This window comes from Silvimonas soli (assembly GCF_030035605.1).
Lineage (GTDB): Bacteria > Pseudomonadota > Gammaproteobacteria > Burkholderiales > Chitinibacteraceae > Silvimonas > Silvimonas soli.
Window position 1 is genome coordinate 3,553,480 of record NZ_CP106736.1, and the last position, 19,181, is coordinate 3,572,660.

General features: G+C 56.2%; 17 protein-coding genes, 2 tRNA genes and 1 pseudogene. 9 read left to right on the forward strand and 11 right to left on the reverse strand.

Translation table 11 applies throughout. The features are described 5' to 3' along the window. Position 1: 1 nt before the first annotated feature. The 3 genes from N7220_RS16340 to N7220_RS16350 form a co-directional block, all read right to left on the reverse strand. Complete coding sequence (locus N7220_RS16340) at positions 2-478, reverse strand: type IV pilin protein (protein ID WP_283148584.1); 477 nt, start codon at positions 476-478, stop codon at positions 2-4. Positions 479-755: 277 nt separating this feature from the next. After that, positions 756-968: a hypothetical protein gene (locus N7220_RS16345; RefSeq protein ID WP_283148585.1), complete on the reverse strand. Its 213-nt coding sequence runs from the start codon at positions 966-968 to the stop codon at positions 756-758. Continuing rightward, complete coding sequence (locus N7220_RS16350; protein ID WP_283148586.1) at positions 965-1,462, reverse strand: PTS sugar transporter subunit IIA; 498 nt, start codon at positions 1,460-1,462, stop codon at positions 965-967. The genes N7220_RS16345 and N7220_RS16350 overlap by 4 nt, the downstream gene beginning before the upstream one ends. Positions 1,463-1,722: 260 nt before the next feature. On the opposite strand from N7220_RS16350, the gene ahr reads away from it, so the two are divergent. After that, complete coding sequence (ahr, locus tag N7220_RS16355) at positions 1,723-2,739, forward strand: NADPH-dependent aldehyde reductase Ahr (RefSeq protein ID WP_283148587.1); 1,017 nt, start codon at positions 1,723-1,725, stop codon at positions 2,737-2,739. 98 nt (positions 2,740-2,837) lie between these two features. On the opposite strand, the gene gorA is transcribed toward ahr, so the two are convergent. Then, positions 2,838-4,190 carry a glutathione-disulfide reductase gene (gorA, locus tag N7220_RS16360; protein WP_283148588.1) on the reverse strand — a complete coding sequence of 451 codons (1,353 nt, stop codon included), beginning with the start codon at positions 4,188-4,190 and terminating at the stop codon, positions 2,838-2,840. A gap of 181 nt (positions 4,191-4,371) precedes the next feature. On the opposite strand from gorA, the gene N7220_RS16365 reads away from it, so the two are divergent. Both N7220_RS16365 and N7220_RS16370 read left to right on the forward strand, forming a co-directional pair. Continuing rightward, positions 4,372-4,953: a TMEM175 family protein gene (locus tag N7220_RS16365; RefSeq protein ID WP_283148589.1), complete on the forward strand. Its 582-nt coding sequence runs from the start codon at positions 4,372-4,374 to the stop codon at positions 4,951-4,953. A gap of 240 nt (positions 4,954-5,193) precedes the next feature. Next, a complete protein-coding gene (locus N7220_RS16370) occupies positions 5,194-5,367 on the forward strand; it encodes a hypothetical protein (protein WP_283148590.1) in 174 nt (57 codons plus the stop codon). An 88-nt stretch (positions 5,368-5,455) separates the two neighbouring features. Here the strand turns inward: N7220_RS16370 and N7220_RS16375 are convergent, their stop codons facing one another. Both N7220_RS16375 and N7220_RS16380 read right to left on the reverse strand, forming a co-directional pair. Further along, positions 5,456-6,475 (reverse strand): LLM class flavin-dependent oxidoreductase, encoded by a 1,020-nt coding sequence (locus N7220_RS16375; RefSeq protein ID WP_283148591.1) that lies wholly within the window; start codon positions 6,473-6,475, stop codon positions 5,456-5,458. 100 nt (positions 6,476-6,575) lie between these two features. Next, complete coding sequence (locus N7220_RS16380; RefSeq protein WP_283148592.1) at positions 6,576-7,184, reverse strand: LysE/ArgO family amino acid transporter; 609 nt, start codon at positions 7,182-7,184, stop codon at positions 6,576-6,578. A 121-nt stretch (positions 7,185-7,305) separates the two neighbouring features. On the opposite strand from N7220_RS16380, the gene N7220_RS16385 reads away from it, so the two are divergent. Next, positions 7,306-8,229 carry a LysR family transcriptional regulator ArgP gene (locus N7220_RS16385; protein ID WP_283148593.1) on the forward strand — a complete coding sequence of 308 codons (924 nt, stop codon included), beginning with the start codon at positions 7,306-7,308 and terminating at the stop codon, positions 8,227-8,229. 226 nt (positions 8,230-8,455) lie between these two features. On the opposite strand, the gene metG is transcribed toward N7220_RS16385, so the two are convergent. After that, entirely contained in the window at positions 8,456-10,510 is a 2,055-nt protein-coding gene (gene metG, locus N7220_RS16390; RefSeq protein ID WP_283148594.1) for a methionine--tRNA ligase, read from the reverse strand. Positions 10,511-10,588: 78 nt separating this feature from the next. Next, positions 10,589-11,701 (reverse strand): acyltransferase family protein, encoded by a 1,113-nt coding sequence (locus tag N7220_RS16395; RefSeq protein WP_283148595.1) that lies wholly within the window; start codon positions 11,699-11,701, stop codon positions 10,589-10,591. 224 nt (positions 11,702-11,925) lie between these two features. Here N7220_RS16395 and N7220_RS16400 point away from each other — a divergent pair, with 224 nt between their 5' ends. From N7220_RS16400 to N7220_RS16415, 4 genes are all read left to right on the forward strand, one after another. Then, positions 11,926-12,546: a trimeric intracellular cation channel family protein gene (locus tag N7220_RS16400; RefSeq protein ID WP_283148596.1), complete on the forward strand. Its 621-nt coding sequence runs from the start codon at positions 11,926-11,928 to the stop codon at positions 12,544-12,546. Then, positions 12,543-13,175: a CoA pyrophosphatase gene (locus N7220_RS16405; RefSeq protein ID WP_283148597.1), complete on the forward strand. Its 633-nt coding sequence runs from the start codon at positions 12,543-12,545 to the stop codon at positions 13,173-13,175. The genes N7220_RS16400 and N7220_RS16405 overlap by 4 nt, the downstream gene beginning before the upstream one ends. 143 nt (positions 13,176-13,318) lie before the next feature. Next, positions 13,319-15,133, forward strand: coding sequence for a translational GTPase TypA (typA, locus tag N7220_RS16410; RefSeq protein ID WP_283148598.1), 1,815 nt, complete (start codon positions 13,319-13,321; stop codon positions 15,131-15,133). Between the two features lie 181 nt (positions 15,134-15,314). Then, the gene (locus N7220_RS16415) at positions 15,315-15,500 is read left to right on the forward strand and encodes a hypothetical protein (RefSeq protein ID WP_283148599.1); all 186 of its coding nucleotides are present in this window, start codon (positions 15,315-15,317) and stop codon (positions 15,498-15,500) included. 52 nt (positions 15,501-15,552) lie between these two features. Here the strand turns inward: N7220_RS16415 and N7220_RS16420 are convergent, their stop codons facing one another. From N7220_RS16420 to N7220_RS16430, 3 genes are all read right to left on the reverse strand, one after another. Beyond that, positions 15,553-15,807, reverse strand: a complete 255-nt coding sequence (locus N7220_RS16420) for a GlsB/YeaQ/YmgE family stress response membrane protein (protein ID WP_283148600.1) — start codon at positions 15,805-15,807, stop codon at positions 15,553-15,555. 231 nt (positions 15,808-16,038) lie between these two features. Then, positions 16,039-16,125 (reverse strand) — tRNA-Leu (locus N7220_RS16425). A 241-nt stretch (positions 16,126-16,366) separates the two neighbouring features. Next, positions 16,367-16,453, reverse strand: a tRNA-Leu gene (locus N7220_RS16430). 65 nt (positions 16,454-16,518) lie between these two features. On the opposite strand from N7220_RS16430, the pseudogene rnr reads away from it, so the two are divergent. Continuing rightward, positions 16,519-19,101: pseudogene (gene rnr / locus N7220_RS16435) on the forward strand (ribonuclease R); the annotation flags it as partial. Positions 19,102-19,181 lie beyond the last annotated feature (80 nt).

The following is a 19,181-nucleotide window of genomic DNA, read 5'->3' on the forward strand; positions in this document are numbered from 1 at the left end:
GTTACCACATCGTCAGGCCACCGCAGGCTGAGGTTCCGGTTCCTGAGCCAGCCGAGATCTGCCGGGCATTGGTGCTATCCAGCTTGAGCGTGCATCCACTGGTCATTTGCCCGGCTTTACCTGTGGCGGTCAGCAAATAAGCTGGAGCGGGGGAGCCCGAAGGTGCCGGAGTTTGCACCGAGTAAGTAAACATGATCTTCTCGGCGGGGCTAAATCCGGGGAAGCTAGATGATGTGGTGACATCGCTGGACGTAGCCGGGTAGCTCAAGTTCACCTGATGCTGGTTTTCCATAATCAACGCCAGCGCAACCAGATCGGCGCCCGCACCCTTCACATGACTCTTCACGATGTAATTGCGATAGCTGGGCAGGGCAATGGCGGCCAGAATGGCCACGATAGCTACCGTGACCATTATTTCGATCAGCGTGAAGCCCGCGTTTTTTGCGGATATGAATGAAAGTGCGCTGCGTTGGTTCATGGTGCTCGCTGTGTGAATCTGGATTGGGGCAGGCAAACAGACAAGCGCCCCGTGGTAGTGGTTCCGCCTTATGTGATTATTTTGATCATTCCCATACAAACTGCATGCTTTTGGTCGTTTCTCGTTCATTACGCGAACAAAACGACCTGCTGATGGGCTGGAAAGAGCGCATTAGGGCGCAGATCCAATATTCACGATAGCAAAACATTGTGCGAGCTTTGTGCAGATCGGGCCGAAAGGTAGGCCGACCAGATGGGTTGATCTGGCCGAGGGCTGGCTAGAAACGCACGATCTGTTTGCGATGAACGAAGAAGTCAGTGCCAAAGGTCACCGCGCAATCCTCAAAATAATGGCTGGTCCGCAACAACCAGTATCCCGTGCCGGGAAGGTTATCGATTTTGCCTGCCCGACTGTCTGGCTCTTCAAATGCGCGCTCTGGTACTGGCGGCGTATGCACTGTGGGATTACTGAAGTGGCGCAGCATGCTCATGATTCAAGCTCCGTTAACGAGCGGGTGTGGGCATTCAGGTGCAGCGGCGCGGTGGCCAGCAAGCGGTGAATTGCCGTTTGGGTATGCGCAGCTCGCAATGCCTGGCGAAAATCGCGCTGGTGTAGCGCGGCGGCAAGGTCGGCCAGTGCCTGCAAATGGTGTTGGGTTGCTTTGGCCGGCATCAGCAAAAAGAAGAATTCGCTCAAGCCTTTGCCATCTGGCGTTTCGCCATCGACCGGCAATACCGGGCGGATGAAGATCAGTGCCGGACGTTCCAGCCCTTCAACGCGGGCGTGGGGAATGGCGATGCCGCGGCCGAGACCGGTAGGGCCAATGCGTTCACGGTCGAGCAATTTCTGAAGCACTTGCGCCGCTGGCAGCCCGAAATGGCGTTCAGCAAAACAGGCCGCCTGTTCAAATAACGAGTGCGGCGTCTGGGCGGGTACCTCTAGCAAAATACTGGATGGCGGGCATAAATCGGCCAGAGAGAACATGGTGTTTTCCTTTGCAATGCAGATGATCCGGTCACGCCTTGTGGAGCGGTGGACTGGCTGAGATCACTGTATGAAAGGCCGTATAAACAACGCATAAAAAAGCAGCTCCGCCAGGCAAAAATCGCAAAAATCCTCTTCCCGCGTGGCACCAATAACGCCTTTCGACCTGATGGCCAGGCAACATGCCTGGATAAAAGCGCACGCGCGTGCCTACAGTGGCTCTTGATCTATTTGTTCACACGCATCCCGGGAGCGAAGGTATGAGCACGAGCGATACGATTCACGGTTGGGCAGCAAAGGCGCCTCACACGCCGTTAGAGCCGTTTGACTTTAACGACGGCCCGCTGGGCGACGAAGACGTTGAAGTCGAAATTGATTATTGCGGCATTTGTCACTCGGATTTGTCGATGCTGGATAACGAATGGGGCATGACCACATACCCGTTTGTGCCGGGGCATGAAGCGGTCGGCCGGGTGGTGCGGATGGGTGCGCAGGCCAAAGGGCTAAAGCTGGGACAGACAGTGGGTGTGGGCTGGAATCGCGGCAGCTGCATGCACTGTCATTCGTGCATCGGTGGCGACCAGCATTTATGCGCCGAGGTACAACCCACCATTCTGGGGCGGCATGGTGCCTTTGCGGATCGTATCCGCGCGCATTGGGCGTGGGCTATTCCCTTGCCAGACGGGGTTGATCCGGCGGTGGCTGGGCCGTTGTTTTGCGGCGGCATTACCGTGTTTGCACCGCTGGTGGTGCATAACGTCAAACCTACCCAGCGCGTGGGCGTGATTGGTATCGGTGGCTTGGGCCACATGGCGATCCGCTTCATGAGCGCCTGGGGCTGCGAGGTCACAGCGTTTACCTCGTCGGCGCGCAAACACGATGAAGCCCGCGAGCTAGGCGCCCATCGGGTGGTAACCAGTACCGATAGCGCCTCGCTGGCTGCGGCGGCGGGTTCGCTGGATTTCTTGCTGGTGACCGCCAACGTCAAACTGGATTGGGATGCGATCATTAACACGCTGGCGCCAAAAGGTCGGCTGCATTTTGTCGGCGCGGTGCCCGAGCCTGTGCCGTTGACGGTGTTTACCTTGCTGCTCAAGCAGATGGATGTCTCCGGGTCCCCCACCGGTTCGCCTGCGGTGATCGCCGACATGCTGGCATTTTGCGCCCGGCACGGCATCGGGCCGATGGTCGAGCACTTTCCGGTCGCCCGCATTAACGACGCCATCCAGCATTTGCGTGATGGCAAAGCGCGTTACCGCATCGTGCTGGATATGTGATTCGGAACGCACTTGTCAGCGTTTTGGCTGCAAACTGCCCCGGCTGCGACTTGCGTCCGGGGCAGTTTATTGCCGAGGACATTCTCGAAGCCGGTGCCTTAGCCGCGTAACGTGACCAGTTCTTCGGCAATGGAAGGATGTAACGCCACAGTCCGGCGAAAATCCTGCCAGCGCGCACTGGCAGTAAGTGCTACGCCAATCAACTGCGCCATCTCGGCTACACCTTCGCCCAGCAAATGCACGCCCACTACCCGGTCGGTTGGATTGTCGATCAACACTTTCATCAGCACTTGATCTTCTGATCCGGCGAAAGCCTGCGTCATCGCCCGGAAACGCGTTTGCAGCACGCGGATATCCGGGAAACGCTCGCGCGCCTGGGCTTCGGTGAGGCCGACTGTGCCCAGCTCGGGAGTGGAAAACACCGCGGTGGGGACCAGTTCGTAATCCAGTTCGAGCGGGGTGATTTGCCCAAACAATTGATCGGCAAAAGCCTGCCCTTCGCGAATGGCCACTGGCGTCAGATTCAGCCGGTCAGTGACATCCCCCACCGCGTAAATGGATGGAATGTTGGTGCGGGAGTGGGCATCCACTTGGATGGCGCCCTTGTCATCCACCGCAACGCCAGCTTGTTCCAGCCCCAGCGCGCGCGTATTGGGTTTGCGCCCGGTACAAAGCATGACCGTATCCACCGTATAAGTGGCGCCGGTGCTGCTGCTTACGCGCAGACCATCGGCGGTTTGCTCGATTTGGCGGATGAACTGCTCGGTATGCAAAGCAATGCCGCGCCGGGTTTGGTGCTCGGCGAGCAGTCGCGCCAGGTCTTCATCAAACCCCCTAAGCAATTGCTGTCCGCGAATCATGATCGAGGTCTGCACACCCAATCCGGCAAAGATGCCGGCAAATTCCACCGCGATATAACCACCGCCAACGATCAGCACCCGGCCGGGTAGCTCTGGCAAGTGAAAGGCTTCATCCGAGGTAATCGCCAATTCACTGCCAGGAAAAACCGCCCGATGTGGATAGCCGCCGGTGGCAATCAGGCTGTAGCGTGCGGTAACGCGTTGGCCACTGGTCGCCAGGCGCAGGGTGTTTGCGTCTTCAAAGGTGGCTTGCTCGGCATGGATGACCACGCCGGAATTAACCAGGTTGCGCTGGTAAATGGCTTCCAGCCGCGAAATCTCCGTGTCTTTGTGGGTGATCAGGCTGGCCCAGTCAAATTGGGCATCTTGCTGCTGCCAACCGTAGGCGCGGCTGGCGCGAAACTGATCCGGGAAGCGGCTGGCATAAACCAGCAGCTTTTTGGGAACGCAACCGCGATTGACGCAGGTGCCGCCAAAATTGGCTTGCTCGGCAATCGCTACCCTGGCGCCGTGGCTGGCCGCAACCCGCGCCGCCCGCACGCCGCCGGAACCCCCGCCAATGACAAACAGGTCAACGTCGTAATTTGCCATCTGTGCTCTCCAGAGTCTGATCAGTCTGCACGTGATATGAGGGTGGTCGAAAGCGGCCCGATACGCAAGCCGGTACTGTGGTTGCGCGTCGGCCTCGCCAATGTCCATGTCATGTTTTACGCTGTAGGCTCGGGCCAAAGTGGCCGGGTTTGACACAACAAACAGTCGGGGAAGCTAGTCAATGGGGAAGGGCAGGCTGGAAGCGTTTAGTGATGGCGTGTTGGCCATCATCATTACCATCATGGTGCTGGAGCTTAAAGTGCCGCACGGGACCGATCCGCACGCATTGCTGGAAATGTGGCCGGTGCTGTTGAGTTATATCCTGAGTTTTATCTACGTCGGTATTTACTGGAACAACCATCATCACCTGTTTCATGCGGTAACGGCGGTCAGCGGCGGTGTGCTCTGGGCCAACTTGCATTTGCTGTTCTGGTTGTCGCTGATTCCCGTTACCACGGCCTGGCTGGGCGAAAACGGCCTGATGTCATGGCCAGCTGCGCTCTACGGCGTGGTGTTGTTGGGGTCGGCAATTGCCTATTTCATTCTTACCCGCGTGCTGGTTGCTCACCACGGGCGGCAATCTTTACTGGCGCAATCGTTAGGCAGTGATGTGAAGGGCAGGATATCTGTGGTGTTGTATGCACTGGGTGTTGGTCTGGCGTTTGTGCATGGCGCCATTGCCTGCATTTTGTATACCGTAGTCGCGGTAGTCTGGCTGATTCCAGACCGGCGTTTTGAACGGTCAGCCGATCAAGTATCTTGATCAATTTGGGGCAAAAACGGAGTTGGATCATTTCTGATAGCGGAATGCGCCAAGGGCCGCTGCTGCACGCAGAAAATTGATTTGTATTGTGCAATTCGCAACGTTATTGCTGATTCGTTGCATTTTTTTACAACTCGCAACATGATTTCTTTTGAATTCGCCGTGTGATCTTCTAAGGTGAACGTGCAGTTGCATTTATATGACAAATTTTCCCGTGCAAACAGAAAGGAGAGAACCGAGATGAAGTTGCTTACCGCAATGTTGATGGCTTTTGCATTTATTGTTACCACTGGTGTAGCTTCCGCTGAATCCGCCGTTGGCGGCGCAGCTGCCAGCGAAGTCAGCCCAGCTAAAGTCCAACAAAAACGTACCACCAAGCATCATCACAAGGCATCTGCTGCATCGGCAATGTAATACCGAGCTGCGTTAATGCTAAAAAAGCCAGTCCTGTGGGGACTGGCTTTTTTGTTTGACCAAATGCGTTTATCACCGCTATTTCAAGTTAAAGCGACCGTGGCAATTCGCATACTTGCGAAACAATTTCATACGAGTGCAAGCGCTCGGCGTGATCATAAACCGCCGCATTCGCCATGATTTCATCCACGCCGAATTCTTGCAAAAATTCGCGCAGCTTTGCCCGTACTGTGACCGGGCTGCCAATAATGGATGCGCCCAATTGCGCTTGCACCGCTGCACGTTCATGCGGTTCCCAATATCCATCCATGCTTTCCACTGGAGGCTCAAGCGGGCCTGGATTGCCACGAATCATGCCGACAAAACGCCGTTGTGCTGAAGTCGCCAGAAATTGCGCGTGTTCGTCGGTATCGGCCGCAATGACGTTAATTCCGGCCATGGCATAAGGTTGTTCCAGCACGCGGGAAGGGCGGAAAGTATGGCGATATAAATCAAACGCCGCTTTCATATTACGCGGCGCGAATTGCCCGGCAAAAGCAAACGGCAAGCCCAGATAACCAGCCAATTGCGCGCTGAAACCACTGGAGCCCAATAACCAGATTGGCACGTCCAGCCCTTCGCCGGGCACGGCATGAATACCGTTGCTGCCGCCGTGCAGGTCGGGCCGGAAATAGGCACGCAATTCTTCGAGCATCTGCGGAAACTGATCGCCATCGGCACCCGAATCACGGCGCAGCGCACGCATGGTGGCCTGGTCGGTGCCGGGTGCCCGGCCCAAACCCAGATCAATCCGGCCGGGGTAGAGTGATTCCAGCGTGCCGAACTGCTCGGCGATCACCAGCGGCGCATGGTTGGGCAACATGATGCCGCCAGAGCCAACGCGGATGCGTTTGGTGCCGCCAGCAACGTGGCCAATCACCACTGAGGTGGCCGCGCTGGCGATGCCGCGCATACCATGATGTTCTGCTAGCCAGTAACGATTGAAGCCCCAGTGATCGGCATGTTGGGCCAGATCCAGGGTGTTGGCCAGGGCTTGGGTGGGCGTAGAGCCCGCGACGATCGGGGAGAGATCGAGTACCGAGATCGGCGTGTTTTCCAGTGTTTTCATGTTCTTTCCGGCGGGGCAGACGAACATCTAATCTGGGGACGCGACCAGTTAATTCCAAGACGATTGGTCTAGTGTTTTTGCATTCACTCCAAAACGCGACTCACACCCACACCAGCGACACAGCCAAACCCAGCATCATGCAGCCGATCAAGCCATCCAGGATGCGCCAGGCGCGCGGCGAAGCAAAGACCGGTGACAACAAGCGCGCGCCATAGCCCAATCCCAGAAACCACAGTAGGGAAGCGGTCATGGCACCTAACGCAAACCACGGTTGCGCCAGGGGTGTTTGCTGGCTGGCAATCGAGCCCAGTAACACCACTGTATCCAGATAAACATGCGGATTAAGCCAGGTCAGCGCCATGACGGTGAGCGCGGCTTGCTGCCAGGAAATGGTGGGAACGCCTTTTTCGGCGTGTAACGCGCCGGTTGAAAACGCCGCCCGCCATGCCCGAAGACCGTACCAGGTCAGGAATGCGGCACCCGTCCAGCGGGCCACTGTCATCAGTGCCGGGCTTTGTTCAATCAACGCGCCCATGCCAGCCACACCGGCGGCAATCAGCAGCGCGTCGCCCACGATGCAAACCAGCACGGTGATGCCGATATGCTGGCGCGACAAACCCATGCGAAGTACGTGAGCGTTCTGCCCACCAATAGCCATGATCAGACTGGCGCCCAGGCCTATGCCTTTTAACCATGCCGAGAAAAACATTGGTATTGCCCCTGATCACGTCGTTGAATGAGAGCGATTGTCGGCGGTCTGGCGGGTTTTATGAAGCTGTATTAATATTTTTCAGATAACATTATTTTCTCTAATAATGGCTGGAAAAGTGATGAACCTGGATCACCGCCAAACCGATGCCTTGCTGGCCGTTATTGAGACCGGCAGTTTTGATCTGGCCGCAAGCCGGCTGCACATTACCCAGTCGGCGGTATCGCAGCGCATTCGTGCGCTGGAAACCAGCCTGGGCAGCCCGCTGGTAGTGCGCAGCCGTCCCTGCCGCGCCACGCCGCAAGGGCAGCGGCTGCTCCAATACCTGCGCCGCACTGCCATGCTGGATCAGGAATTTGCGGCCGAATTGGCGGACAACCAGTCCGCGCCGTTTGTGGTCAAACTGGCCATCAACGCCGATACGCTCGGCACCTGGTTTGTGCCCGCCGTGGCACCGCTGTTATTGGCCGAGAACGTGTTGCTGGATGTGACGATGGAAGACCAGGATCACACCTTCGCGCTACTGGAATCTGGCCTGGCAACGGGTTGCGTGACCACCGAAGCCCAGCCATTGCGCGGCTGCCAGGCGCTGTTTCTGGGCAATATGCGTTACCGCATGATTGCGTCGCCGGGCTTTTATCAGCGGTGGTTTGCGCAAGGCTTCACTCGCGCAGCAGCTCGCCACGCACCGGTGATGGTATTTAACCGCAAAGACGCGTTGCAGGCGGTGTTTCTGGAAAAGCGCTTCGGGCTGACCCGGGACGTTTATCCAAGTCATTACATCCCGGCGCATGACTCATACTTTGCCGCGATACGCCTTGGCTTGGGCTACGGCATGGTGCCAGAGCAGCAATTTGGCCAGTTGCTGGAGCAGGGCGAGTTGATTGATCTGGCCCCGGATAGCCCGGTGGACGTGCCTTTGTACTGGCATGCCTGGAAAGTGCAGTCGCCGCGGCTGGAGTCGCTGACGCGGCAGATTGTGGCAGCGGCGCGCGCGGTATTGGTCGATGGGGATGATCCGGGGGGCGGTGGAAGCGAACCGTGACAGCCAATAAAAAACGCCGCATTCAGCGGCTTTTTTTTTCGTAAGAACCGTAGCCCGGATGAAGGCCACAGGCCGGGAATCCGGGTTGGCAATGCGAGTTGGTTCTGTTACGCGTCGCATTCCCGGATTCCCGCTTCGCTTCATCCGGGCTACGGAAATAATGATGAGTAATGATAAACGCCGCTCTCAAAGCGGCGTTTATCATTTCAAGCATCAAATCACTTGATCACTTCACCCGCATGCCTGGCTTGGCGCCAAGATCCGGCGTCAGGATGTACAAACCACCATCACCACCCGCAGCCAGAACCATACCTTCGGACAAACCAAACTTCATCTTGCGTGGCGCCAGGTTGGCGACCATCACGGTGTGACGACCAATCAGGTCTTCCGGTTTGTAGGCGGACTTGATCCCGGCGAATACGTTGCGGGTTTGTTCCTGGCCGATATCCAGCGTCAGTTGCAGCAGCTTTTCGGCACCTTCCACGTGTTGGGCATTCACGATTTTGGCGATGCGCAGGTCGATCTTGCTGAAGTCATCAATGTTGATAATCGGCTCGATTTCGGGGATTTCGTAATCCGGCTTGGCGGCTTCAGCGACATTGGCGGTCGGGGCCAGGCTTTGTTTGTTTTCTTCGATCATGGCTTCAATGTTCTTGGGGTCTACACGTTGCATCAGGTGTTGATACACATTGATGGTATGGCCGGTGAGCAGGGTGTCGGCATCTTGCCAGGTCAGCGGGGCGATATTGAGGAACGCTTCCACATCGGCTGCCAGCTTTGGCAGTACCGGCTTGAGGTACACGCTCAGAATGCGGAAGGCATTGATCAGCACCGAGCACACGCGTTGCAGTTCGGCATCCTGGCCTTCTTGCTTGGCGATTTCCCATGGCTTGTGCGCGTCGACCCACTGATTCACTTCATCGGTCAGCGCCATGATTTCGCGGATGGCACGGCTGTATTCGCGCGCTTCCCATAAACCAGCAATTCCGGCCGAAGCATTTTGCAGTTTGGCCAACGGGCCGCTGTCACCCAAGTCAACTGCCAGCTTGCCGTCAAAACGCTTGGTGATGAAACCGGCGGCGCGGCTGGCAATGTTGATGTACTTGCCGATCAGGTCGCTGTTTACGCGGGCGACAAAGTCTTCCAGGTTTAGATCGATATCTTCAATGGCGCTGTTGAGCTTGGCGGCAAAGTAATAACGCAGCCATTCCGGGCTCAGGTGGCGCAGATACGATTCGGCGGTAATGAACGTGCCGCGGCTCTTGGACATTTTCTGGCCATCGACGGTCAAGAAACCATGCGCATTGATACCGGTCGGCGTGCGATAACCGGCGTATTCCAGCATGGCGGGCCAGAACAGGGCGTGGAAATACAGAATGTCTTTGCCGATGTGGTGATACAACTCGGCGTCAGAGTCTTTGTTCCAGTAGCTGTCGAAATCCAGGCCGAGGCGGTTACACAATTGCTTGTGGCTGGCCATGTAGCCGACTGGCGCATCCAGCCAAACGTAGAAATACTTGCCCGGCGCATCGGGAATCTCGAAGCCGAAATAAGGCGCATCGCGACTGATGTCCCAATCGTTCAGGCCCGCATCAAACCACTCTTGCAGTTTGTTGGCCGCGCCTTCTTGCAGGCGTGCGCGTTCCTGACCGTTGACCGCTACGTTGCCAGACGTCCAGTTGCGCAAGAAGGTTTCGCAATCACCCAGCTTGAAGAAGTAATGCTCGGAATCACGCAGTTCTGGTGTTGCGCCGGAAATCGCCGAGTACGGGTTGATCAGGTCTGTTGGCGAATACGTGGTGCCGCAGACTTCACAGTTATCGCCGTACTGGTCTTTGGCGTGGCACTTGGGGCACTCGCCTTTGACAAAGCGGTCCGGCAGAAACATGTTTTTCTGCGGATCGTACAACTGGCTGATGGTGCGCTGGGCGATCTTGTCGTTGGCGCGCAGTGATTTGTAGATACGGTAGGAGAACTCGCGGTTTTCGTCCGAGTGCGTGCTGCCGTAATTGTCGTAGTTCACCAGAAAGCCGTGAAAGTCTTTCTCGTGCGCTTCTTTGGCAGAGGCGATCAGTTGTTCGGGCGTAATGCCTTCGGCCTGCGCGCGCAGCATGATCGGCGTGCCGTGGGTGTCATCTGCACAGACAGCATGGCATTCATGGCCCCGCATCTTCTGAAACCGCGCCCAGATATCGGTCTGGATATGTTCCAGCATATGGCCAAGGTGCAGGGGACCATTGGCATAGGGCAGGGCGGAGGTAATCAGTATCTTGCGCTTCATGGGATCAGGCTGTCCGTCTTGAACAATCGAATGGGCGATTATAACGCAAGCGGGCGTCATGCCAGACGAGTTGGTGAATCAGGGTGCCACGCTGCCGCGCTGGTCTGTCACCGTGACCGGGTTGAGTGCACGATTGCGCTGCACGCGTTTGACCGGAAGCCAGAGCACGGCCAGCCAGCGCACGCGCACCACGATCTGATAAAACAACGTGGGCAAGATGATGGCCGACAGGTACGCCAGCATGCCAGCCGCGACCATCGACAATCCGTGCTCCTCAAAAAAGCGGAAACTGCGCCGCTGCAGGTAATCATGAAACAGCAAGATAAACAGGCTGGCTGATGCCGCTTGCAGCAATAGCCAACGCAGGCCGGGCAAATAGCGGGAAGTCCAGACCGAGACCGATAGCACCAGATACACGCCGCACAGGGTCTGCCCGACATTGAACAGAAAGTCTTCAAACAGGCGCTTGCTCAGATTGAGTTCACCATCGCCCAGATAATGCATCAGCCCGAATACGGCCAAAGCGGCAAGGGCGTAAAGCACCCGAGGTTCAAAGGTACTGATCTGCTCTTTCAGCGCGTGCCCCATCAGAAAGATCGGCACGGTAATCAACAGCAGATCGGCGCTGAACGGCAGGCCCAGGTCGCCCAGAATTTGCCCGGCATTGCCGTAGGCCAGATATGGAATGGGCACCGGCACCGAGCGCATGGTCTGGAACATGAAATAGGTGCTGGTAATGCAGCACAGGCCAATCAGTAGTGACATCCGCCTTGAGATTTGCCAGCGCTTAGCTACTTCCAGGTAAATACGGCCCGCCATGAAAACCAGAAACAGATGCGGCAAAAACCAGAGCGGCGTCCAGCGCAAGGTGCCGCCGGTGGCATACAACGACCCAGCAACAAATTGGGCAAATGGCGCGTGCGATAACAAAGGCTGCAATGGCGCCACCAGCAACAGCGTGACAAAAACAGGTTTGAGCACGCCGTCGAGCTTTTGCAGGGCCAGCGATGAAATGGAAGTGCTGGCTTTGAAAAACACGCCTGACATCAGAAAAAACATGGGCATGTTGATGGAGTGCAGGATGTGGTGCCCGACAGGGTTAATCAGATCAAAAATCCGGTTGTGCCCAAGTACGATCAGCAGAATGCCAATGCCTCTGGCCAGGTCCAGATGGCGGATGCGGTTATGCATTATTTGTCACCAAGTGCGGTTTTTATGCGCCCATTTAAGCATCTTGATATCGATAAAACGAGAAATTAATTACAAATAATGAAATTTATGCATAAGTAAATAACGATATTCGGGTGTCGCTAAAGCCTGTGTGGCTGGTGTTTTCTGCCCTGAAATTGCAGCCAACTGAGCGCTTGCTACGGCGACGCGGTAAGATTTGCCACGATCAATTCTCAGATACATGCATGGCCTTTCCGCTTTATTTTGAAGTCATGAACCAGATCGGCACTGCGGCTTTTGCCATTGCCGGTTATCTGGTGGGCGCGCGCAAGCGGCTGGATTTGCTGGGGGTGGTTATTGTGGCGCTGCTTACCGGCATCGGCGGCGGGGTCATGCGAGACTTGCTGCTCAGCCGTACGCCCCGCGTGTTTCTGGATGCGCTGCCCATTTACACCATCTTTGCCACCTTGGCGGTGGCATGGGTAATCAAGTTGCATCAGCGCCATAAGGGGTTGTTACGCAAGCTGTTTATCGTGGCGGATTCAATCGGGTTGGTGGCTTTTAGTCTGGCGGGCGCCAAAATCGGCATGGATTTTGGCGTGAATCTGTTTGGTGTCTGTTTCCTGGGTTTTGTCACCGCCGTTGGTGGCGGACTGGTGCGCGACATGATGGTGAACGACGTTCCTTTTATCCTGCATGAAGATTTTTACGGCACCGTGGCGATTCTTTTGTCGGTGGCGCTTTACCTGCTTAAAGGCTGGGGACTGGAAGGTGCGGCAGTTGAATGGTCGTTGTTTGCCATTGGCCTGACACTGCGACTGGTTGCCCACAAGCAGGATTTTCGGTTGCCCAGGGTGGACGGATGAACTCGCTGGCCCCCGCTCATGGCGATGCGCCAGCCTGGGCGGACTGGCTGCGCAGCCAACTGGCGCAGGCAGAGCGACAGACTCGTGGCGATATGGGACTGGAACAGGCACGTCGTGCCGCCGCAGTGCTGATCCCGATCGTGCCTTACCCGGATGGCAGCCGCATCATTCTGACCGAACGCGCCGCGCATTTGCGCCATCACGGTGGCCAGATCAGTTTTCCGGGCGGGAGGGTTGATCCGCAAGATCAGAACCCGGCGGCCACGGCTTTGCGCGAGGCCAATGAAGAAATCGGGCTATTGCCTGCCAACGTCCAGGTGCTGGGTGAACTAGGCACCTATCACACCATCACCGGCTTCAATGTGACGCCCGTGGTCGGGCTGGTCACTCCCGGAATGGCCTTGCAGCCCGAGCCCGGCGAAGTGGCCGCCATTCTGGAACTACCCTGGAATGTGCTGTTGAACCCCGCTCATTACGAACTGCGCTGGGTGGAACGCCGGGGTTTGCGCGGCAAGAGCCTGTTTGTGGAGTGCGGCGGCATCACCGTGTGGGGTGCTACGGCAGGCATGCTGCTGATGTTGGCGCGGGCACTGGGAATGCCGGGCCAACCCCTGGACACGACGGCCTAGAAACGGCCCGGAATCCCGATTCCGTACAATGAGTTGCAAAACACACGCTCTTTTCTTTCGTCCGCACATCCTGCAGCGCAGCGAACTGTAATGGGTTCGTGCTACAATCCTCGGCTTTTCAAACTGTTAGCATCCCATCCATCATGACGCGCGCCATTCGTAACATCGCCATTATTGCTCACGTCGACCACGGTAAAACGACCCTGGTTGACCAACTCTTGCGCCAATCTGGCACCTTCCGCGAAAACCAGCAGGTGGACGAGCGCGTGATGGATAGCAACGATCTTGAAAAGGAACGTGGCATCACGATTCTGGCCAAGAACACTGCTATTGAATACGAAGGCACCCACATCAACATCGTTGACACCCCGGGTCACGCGGACTTCGGTGGTGAAGTCGAGCGCGTGCTGGGTATGGTTGATGGCGTATTGCTGCTGGTTGATGCCGTTGAAGGCCCGATGCCGCAAACCCGTTTCGTGACCAAAAAGGCACTGGCACTGGGTCTGCGTCCTATCGTGGTGATCAACAAGATCGATCGCCCGGGTGCACGTCCGGATTGGGTTGTGGATCAAACGTTTGACCTGTTCGACAAGCTGGGCGCCACTGACGAACAACTCGATTTCGCGATCATCTACGCTTCGGGCCTGAACGGCTTTGCCAAGCTGGAACTGGATCAAGAATCCGACAATATGCGTCCGCTGTTCGAGACCGTGCTCAAGCACGTGCCGACACCGGAAGGCAATCCTGATGCACCGCTGCAGCTGCAAATTGCTGCGCTGGATTACTCCACCTATACCGGCCGCCTTGGCGTTGGCCGCGTGTTGAATGGCCGTATCAAGCCAGGTCAACAAGTGGTGGTAATGAACCACGAAGAACAAGTTTCTTCTGGCCGTATCAACCAGGTGCTGGGCTTCCAGGGTCTGGAGCGCGTTGCTGTTGAAAGCGCAGAAGCCGGTGACATCATTGTTATCTCCGGTCTGGACGAAATCGGTATCGGCGTCACCATCTGTGACAAGGAAGCCCCGGTTGGCCTGCCAGTGCTGGGTGTGGATGAGCCGACACTGACCATGGACTTTATGGTGAACACTTCGCCGTTGGCCGGTACTGAAGGCAAGTTCGTGACCAGCCGCCAGATCCGCGACCGCCTGACCAAAGAACTGCTGACCAACGTGGCTCTGCGGGTTGAAGACACTGCCGATGCGGATATCTTCCGTGTTTCCGGTCGTGGCGAACTGCACTTGACCATCTTGCTGGAAAGCATGCGTCGCGAAGGCTTTGAAATGGCCGTTGCCAAGCCACGCGTTGTATACAAAGAAGTGAACGGCACCAAGTGCGAGCCGTACGAAAACCTGACTATCGACCTGGAAGATGAACACCAGGGCGGCATCATGGAAGAAATCGGTCGTCGCCGTGGCGAACTGACCAACATGGAATCTGATGGTCGCGGTCGTACCCGTCTGGAATACCATATTCCGGCGCGTGGCCTGATCGGCTTCCAGTCCGACTTCATGACCATGACTCGCGGTACCGGCCTGATGAGCCACGTGTTTGATGACTACGCACCGGTCAAGGCCGATCTGCCAGGTCGTCACAACGGCGTGCTGATCTCGCAAGATCAAGGCGAAGCAGTCGCCTACGCGCTGTGGAAGCTGGAAGATCGCGGTCGTATGTTCGTGTCGCCAGGCGACAAGCTGTACGAAGGCATGATCATCGGTATCCATAGCCGTGATAACGATCTGGTTGTGAACCCGATCAAGGGCAAGCAACTGACCAACGTTCGCGCTTCCGGTACTGACGAAGCCGTGCGTCTGACCACTCCGATCAAGCTGTCGCTGGAATCGGCGGTTGAGTTTATCGATGATGATGAACTGGTTGAAATCACCCCGCAGTCGATTCGTATCCGTAAACGTTTCTTGCAAGAACACGAACGTCGTCGCGCGTTCAAGCAAGAAGGCTGATTTGACGCTTCAGTCATCTCAAAAAAAAACCGGGCCATGTGCCCGGTTTTTTGTTTTTATGGCGGCGGTTAAGTCAGGTGTTTTGACTCGTTCAGTGTGATGGCATGTTTAATGGCCTCACGGTGCGCCAAGGTCATATGCTGCGGGGGCGGTCAGCGCTTGCTATTGTATAGGGACGTATATGCAATTGATGAGCGCCAAGGTTGTTATCGTCGCTCATATGGCAATTTGTACTCAAGCCAATGACAATCCACTCACGGATAACTTGCTGGATATCTACGTGGGTGTTTATTCGCCAATCAAGCTCGATAACGGCCAGCACTGGATTGAAAACAGTAGTCTGTACTCGGGTGGTTGTGCCATGTAAAAACGCCTGCAAATCATTGCAGGCGTTTCTTCTTGCCGGGTAATTCAATGCATCAATGTTGAAGCATTTGCACCACGTAAAGCACAACGATTGCCCCGACAATGGATAGCAATATTCCGGCAGGGTGAACGGGTGATCCTTCGGGTGGTTTGCTGAAAATGCGGGCGATGAAACCGCCAACAAACGAGCCGACAATACCGACAACGCCAGTCATGATCAGGCCCATGCCTTGGGCGCCCGGCATGATAAAGCGGGCGATCAAGCCCACGATAATGCCGATAATGAACATCCAGATGTAATGCAGCATGCTTTGCTCCTTGTTCAGAATGGTGGTGAGGGGCTGGGACAAATTGCTGGTGTGCTGTTGGAGTGATGAAATTGGAATAGCCAGTTCACTCTAGCAGTGCATTTCTGGTGGAGTGGCTTCTGCCGATGGCTGGCAGTTTGGGGAAGGATTCAAGTAATCTTGCAGGAGGGTATTTATGGCGCTGGAAAAACAAAAAACCCGTTCGATTGAACGGGTTTTTTGATGAATCTTTGGTGCCCAAGAGAAGACTCGAACTTCCACGCCCTTGCGAGCGCTAGGACCTGAACCTAGTGCGTCTACCAATTCCGCCACCTGGGCATCGCGCTGTAACTGGTTTGTTGCAGCAGCGAAGGAGAGCGATTATGCGTATATCAGCTAACCCTGTCAACAGGGTTGAACTACTTTTTTTGGCAAAGCATTGATTGAAAAACCAATTCACTGCCAGATAATGACAAAAGCATTTGACGGTCCGTTATCCCTAGCATGTCGCAATGGACATAACAAACAAGCCATAGCCAGAAATGCAAAAACCCGCTCAAAAGAACGGGTTTTTATCATTTGGTGCCCAAGAGAAGACTCGAACTTCCACGCCCTTGCGAGCGCTAGGACCTGAACCTAGTGCGTCTACCAATTCCGCCACCTGGGCCTTGTGCTACGCTGTTAGAATGCGCAGATCACGAAGAAGCGCGATTATCGGGAAACCCCAAGACAATGTCAACAAAAAAGAGCCCTGCCATCGATACATCCTCCCGCCGTCCCAAACAGGTCAAAAGCCTGCGGCTGCAAGACCCTCATCTTGAGCGCGAACGAGAGCGCTACGAGAACCCTTTGCCCTCACGGGAATATGTATTGCAGGTTCTGGAAGAGGCGGGCGCACCGCTTTTCGCGGTCGATCTGGCTCAGTTGTTGTCGATTACCGAAGACGAACGCGCTTTCTTTGATCGACGCTTGGGGGCGATGGCGCGGGACGGCCAGTTGATGGTCAATCGCAAAGGCGCTCTGTGCATTGCAGAAAAAATCGATCTGATCCCCGGGCGCGTGCAAGGCCACCCGGAAGGCTTCGGTTTTCTGATCCCGGACGATGGCTCGGATGATCTATATCTGTCGTCGCGCGAAATGGACAAAATCATGCACGGCGACCGGGTACTGGTCCGCCAGGCCGGGTTTGACCGTCGTGGCCGCCGCGAAGGCCGGATTGTCGAAGTGCTCGAACGCCTGACCAAGCTGCTGGTCGGTCGCTTTTTGACCGAGCAGGGCGTTTACATGGTGGCGGCGGAAGACAAACGCATCTCCAAAGACATTCTGATTCCGCCCAAGGAAAAAGGTAAAGCCAAGCCAGGCCAAGTGGTGACGGTAGAGCTGATCCAGCAACCAGATCGCAATATCAAGCCGCTGGGCCGGGTGGTGGAAGTGCTGGGTAATTACGATGACCCGGGCATGGAAATCGAAATCGCGCTGCGCAAACACAATCTGCCGCACGAATTTTCGGCCGCCGCCGAGGCTCAAGCGCAAGCAACCCCAGATAAAGTTGGCAAAAAAGATCTCAAGCCGGTGATGGGCGTGAAGCGCGTGGATTTGCGCGACCTGCCACTGGTAACCATTGACGGTGAAACCGCTCGTGACTTTGACGATGCCGTTTATGCCGAGAAAAAAGGCAAGGGCTGGCGCCTGGTGGTGGCGATTGCCGACGTCAGTCACTACGTGCAGCCAGACGATGCACTGGACGCAACCGCCATTGAGCGCGGTAACTCAGTGTACTTTCCGCGTCGCGTTATCCCGATGTTGCCAGAACAACTGTCCAACGGTGTTTGCTCGCTGAACCCGGACGTTGCGCGCTTGTGTGTGGTTTGCGATATGCAGATCAGCGCTACCGGCGATATCAAGAAATACAAGTTCTACCCGGCGGTGATGCATTCCAAGGCCCGGCTTACCTACAACAAAGTGTGGGAAATGCTGGAAGAGCCAAAAGGCAAGATGGCCAAGCAGTACAAGAAGGTCTTGCCCCACGTGCAGGATTTGTACGCGCTCTATCAGGCCTTTGCCAAGGCACGCGCAGTGCGTGGCGCCATTGATTTTGAAACCACCGAAACCGAAGTGCGCTTTGACGACAAAGGCAAGATCAACGAGATCGTGCCTGTGGTGCGTAACCCCGCCCACAAGTTGATTGAAGAATGCATGCTGGCCGCCAATGTATGTGCGGCGGATTTCCTGATCACCAACAAGCATCCATGTTTGTTCCGGGTGCATGAAGGCCCGAACCCGGAAAAGCTGGAAAAGCTGCGCGAATATCTGCGCTCTTGCGGTTTGACGCTGGGCGGTGGAGAAGAACCCAAGGCCGGTGATTACGCCGCGTTGCTGGAGCAGATCAAGCTACGCCCGGACGCATCGTTGCTGCAAACCATGTTGCTGCGCAGTCTGCAGCAGGCCGTCTACAGCCCGGATAATAAAGGTCACTTTGGCCTGAGTTACGAGGCGTATACGCACTTTACTTCGCCAATTCGCCGCTACCCGGATTTGCTGGTCCACCGCGCCATCAAGGCTGTGTTGGCGGGCAAGAAATATCGCCCGGCGCAAAAGTGGGATCAACTGGGCATTCAGTGCTCAATGACCGAACGCCGCGCCGATGAAGCCAGCCGCGACGTGCTGAACTTCCTCAAGTGCTACTTCATGCAAGACAAAGTGGGTGAGGAGTTTGAAGGCACGGTCTCGGCTGTTACCGGTTTTGGCATGTTTGTGTTGCTGGATAATCTGTACGTGGAAGGTCTGGTACATGTCTCGGAACTGGGCAACGACTACTTCCATTACGATGACCGCCGTCATGAACTCAAAGGCGAGCGTTCCGGACAAATCTATCGCCTGACTGATCGGGTGAAAGTGAAAGTGGTGCGGGTCGATCTGGACACCAGCAAGATCGACTTCACGCTGGTGCTGGAAGAAAAATCCAAAGCGCCGCAACAACCCGCGACATTCCAAACCCCGGCGAGTGTGGGCACGCAGGCGCGCCCCACACAACAAGCCGCCACTGCGCAGGTGCCGCAGGAACGTGAACGGTCTGGGCGCAGAAATAACCGTAACAAGAATCGCAACAGCAACCGCGCGGCAAGCCAGCAACCAGCGCAACGTAACGCGGTGCCTCCCGTGCAGGCGGCCAAACCGGTTGTAGCGCCTAAAGTAGCGACCGCGCCGACTCAATCTGTCGCCACGGCACAGGCCAATCCGGCATCCGCAAATAGCGGCAAGCAGGCGCGTAAGCCCAAGCGTACCGCGTCGGTCAAAGTGACGGCCACAGCGCAGCCTGCTGCGGCTGTTCCTGCCAAACCAGTGACTGCGCCAGTCGCCAAAGCCGCGCCGGACCGCAATGCTCAAACGCGCAA